The following is a 3,755-nucleotide window of genomic DNA, read 5'->3' as shown; positions in this document are numbered from 1 at the left end:
GTCCGCAAATAGCTCTTTGGATTCCCCGCGCCCAAAGCTTCCCGGCATTTCGTCAGCAGATTTAAGTCGCTGTAACACTTGAACCGTCATGGGACTCTCCAATTAATTTTGAAGTTTGAATTACGAATTTTGAATTGGCTGCTAATTCAAAATTTGTAATTCATCATTTAGAATTCTCAAGCTTTTTCCGCTTCAAGGATGCTGTTGGCGGTTTGGGTTGGAATAATTCGCGTCAGTCGATATCCAGCGGTTTCTAGCAGCGATCGGTACTGCGCCTCGGTGCGCTCGTAGCCTCCTGGCGTGGTTAGCAGCGATTCCAGATCGACAAACTTACCGACAAATGGATCGTTTCCGGAGGGCATCACCATTTCGACCAGCAGCACTTTGCCAGTGGCGGTCATGGCTTCGCGGCAGTTTTGCAGAATTTTAATGGCTCGCTGGTCATCCCAGTTGTGGATCACAAACATGAGGACGTACGCATCGCCGCCAGTAGGAACGGAATCGAGGCAGTGTCCGTGCAGTAGTTCGCAGCGATCGCCAATTCCCGATGCGGCAATGACGGGTTGTGCACCCTCAATCACAAAGGGCAAGTCGTAGAGAACGCCCTGCATGGTCGGATTAGCCGTCAGTAGCGGAATTAACGTGTTGCCGTAGCCACCTAACACGGCGACATCGACGACTTTGCTCATGCCGGAAAAGTCGTAATTTGCCAGCAGTGCCGCCGACGCTCTGGCAGAAACGCTGGTTTTAGAAGGTCCGTGCGTGCGGGCAAAGTCAGGATTTTGCTGGCAGTAGTCGTATAGCTCCATGCCGTGAATACGATCGAAGGCGGCTTCTCCGGTTTGCACGCTTTCCAGCAGTCGTCCCCACACTTGCCAGTGCCAATCTTCACCCAGCACGTTGACCATCGGACCGATCGCATCGGGCGTGTCATGGCGCAAAAATTCGCCGTTGGGCGTCAAGTGGAAGCGTCCATCTTCGTCTTCGGCAAACACGCCAACGCTGGCAAGAGCGCGCAACACTCGGTAGAGGGACGGCGCATGGGTTTTGGTTGCCTCAGCGAGTTCCTGACTGGTTTTCGGCGCTTCAGCGAGCAGGTCAGCAATTCTTAATGCTGACGCGGTGTAGATAATGCGTGCGACCCGCATTCCGCCCAGCATTTGCAGCATGGCAACCTGAGGAGGCAGATCCGGCATCACTTTCGGCGCGTTTGGCTTTATCGTTGTCGTCATGGGTTTGATGAATGGGGTTGGTCAATTCAGCGAATCGCTATTAGCAATTCGCTATTCACGAGTTCACTGACCTTGTTTCATGTAGCAAACGTCGTACAGCACCGGATCAGATTCGGCAATCTTTGAAATAGCAGGCATGTGTGCGGTGGCTGCTGGGGTTTGAAAAATAGCTCTAAAGTCTTCGACGCTGCGCCACTGGGCGTAGTTGGTGACGCGCGTGCCGTCCAAGCTTTTGTGGATATTCGCCGAAATGAAACCAGGAAGTTTACACATCACCTCTTCGGTGGCATCAACGAGTAAGTCAACCAAGAGCTGCTGGTTTTCGGGTGCGACCTTAAACACGTTGATCAACGTAACCAACTTTTGGTCTTGGGCGATCGTCGTCACTACGTTGCTGTCGGTTGTGAATGCGGTCATAAACTCTCTCCAGGTAAATCAAGCGATCACTGCATGATGGGGATAAATCGCGCTGGCTATCTGAGACTAGATTTTACAGAAAGCAAGCTGGGAGGCGTGTAGAGGTTAGGGCTAGGTTGTGTCTAACTTGGCAGAAAACGGTATATCAATTCGGAATTCGGAATTCGGAATTGCAAACGCTCGAATGCGTCTACGGTTCAGTCGTTTAATCGATCGCTGGGATTTAGAGAATTGGTATTGCCTGCGATCGAGATCTGGAACGCAGCATCTCATCATTCAGCAGCGCAAACGTTAACTTAGTTGGCTACGGAACTTACGGACGCTAATCGTCAGCAGCACGATCGCGAACAAAACCAGCGCTAAAACGTGCATCCACAGAATGTCTAAACCCGCACCTTTGAGCAGAATTCCCCGCACGATCGCAATGTAATGTCGCATCGGATTGAGCAGCGATAGCGCTTTAAAGAACGGCGGCATACTTTCCACAGGAGCGATCGCACCAGAGGTTTCCACCATTGGCATGTTGATAAAAAACGTCGTCAAAACGACTTGCTGTTGATATTGATAAATCGTTCCGAGCAGTGTGCCGATGCTGATGCTAACAAAGAGATAGCAGCCAGACAGAATCATGAACAGCAGAAAATTACCGCGAAACGGAACGCCGAAAATCAATCGTCCCAATGTTAACGCTAACACCACATCTCCCAACAGCAGCACGAACAGCGGCACAATTTTTGCCAGCAGAATTTCCCACGCGGCTGATGGCGTCATCAAAAGCTGTTCTAGAGTGCCAACATCTTTCTCTTTGACCACGGCGATCGCCGAGACGATCGTGCCAATTAGTGTTAGCACCAAGCCCATAACGCCAGGAACAAAAAACCAGCTACTCGTTAAACCTGGATTATAGAGAAACAGCACTTGCGACTGTATGGGAAGCGTAGTTTGTACCGTTTCAAGGCGACGATTATATTGCAGAAGAATTTGCGAAATGTAGCCATTAATGATGCCCGCCGTGTTCGCATTAACGGCATCAATAAACACCTGAATTTCTGCCTCGCCTGCGGCAAATCTGCGAGGAAATTCTGGTGGAATCACTACGCCCACGCTTAATTTGCCCGTCTCCACCTGCTGGCTCAAAGCTGCTTCATTCAGCGGCGGAGGCTGAGCGACAAAAATTCCATTCTCTGTCAAAGCAGAAACCAGCTCTCGACTTTCATACACATTGGCATAGTCAATCACCCCCAATTTCAAATTCTGCACATCGGGATTAAGGGCATACCCATAGAGCATCAACTGCACGATCGGTGGAATGATCAGCAGAAACAAAAGCTGTTTATTTCGCAGAATTTGATTAATTTCTTTGCGAAGCAATGCCAGAAAAGGAGTATTGCGAAACATAAATTTAAGGCATCCAGTAGAGGGTACGTTCGACCAAACTAATTGTGATTAGCTATCAGTATCAAGCTGCATTTGATCCAGACCCTTACGAGAGATGGTAAAAAAGAAAAATCCTAAAACAACTAACATTAGCAGGCTGAACCAAACGCCTGTCCAACCTGTGCCCCGTACAAAAGCATCGCGGGTAATGTCGATGAAGTAACGAGCAGGAACCACGTTGGGGACAAGCGACAGCGGAAAGGGAATATTGTTGAGCGGATAGATGAAGCCAGACAGCAGTAGGGAGGTGATAAACCCAATCAGAGACGCACCTTGAACGGCTTCCGCTTGGCTCTCGGCTTTGACGCCAAGCATCAACCCAAACAGAATGCTGTCGGCTAGAAACAGGCAGGTTCCTATCAGTAAAGGAATCGGATTTCCGACAAATTGCAGTTGAAAGACGAAGACCCCCAATCCAATGACGGCGATCGCCTCGCAAACGGCAATTAGCCAATACGCCAGTCCTTTACCCAGCAAAAGTTCGACTGCGCTAATGCTGGATGCGTAGACCTGTAAAATCGTGCCTTTTTCTCGCTCTTTGACCATTGCGATCGCGGTTAGCAGCGATGGAAAAATCCACAGCACAACGGCAAACGTTCCGGGCACTATGTAGAGCGATTCCAATCGACCAGGATTAAACCAGAGCCGAGTTTGAGCCGTGACGGTATT

The 3,755-nt window shown here is 49.7% G+C and carries 4 protein-coding genes; all 4 read right to left on the bottom strand.

From position 1 onward, the window contains the following. Positions 1 to 176: 176 nt before the first annotated feature. A complete protein-coding gene (locus H6F43_RS00165; RefSeq protein ID WP_190340024.1) occupies positions 177 to 1,232 on the bottom strand; it encodes a methyltransferase in 1,056 nt (351 codons plus the stop codon). Between the two features lie 63 nt (positions 1,233 to 1,295). Further along, complete coding sequence (locus H6F43_RS00160) at positions 1,296 to 1,649, bottom strand: antibiotic biosynthesis monooxygenase family protein (protein WP_190340023.1); 354 nt, start codon at positions 1,647 to 1,649, stop codon at positions 1,296 to 1,298. A gap of 291 nt (positions 1,650 to 1,940) precedes the next feature. Next, positions 1,941 to 3,047 carry an ABC transporter permease gene (locus H6F43_RS00155; RefSeq protein WP_190340022.1) on the bottom strand — a complete coding sequence of 369 codons (1,107 nt, stop codon included), beginning with the start codon at positions 3,045 to 3,047 and terminating at the stop codon, positions 1,941 to 1,943. 48 nt (positions 3,048 to 3,095) lie between these two features. Further along, positions 3,096 to 3,755 (bottom strand): ABC transporter permease (locus tag H6F43_RS00150; protein WP_190340021.1); only part of this gene is annotated, 660 nt, incomplete at its 5' end.

Origin of the sequence: Leptolyngbya sp. FACHB-36 (assembly GCF_014695955.1) — a bacterium.
Taxonomy (GTDB): domain Bacteria; phylum Cyanobacteriota; class Cyanobacteriia; order Leptolyngbyales; family Leptolyngbyaceae; genus FACHB-36.
The sequence above is the reverse complement of the archived record's forward strand: the minus strand, read 5'-3'. Positions and strand labels throughout refer to the sequence as shown.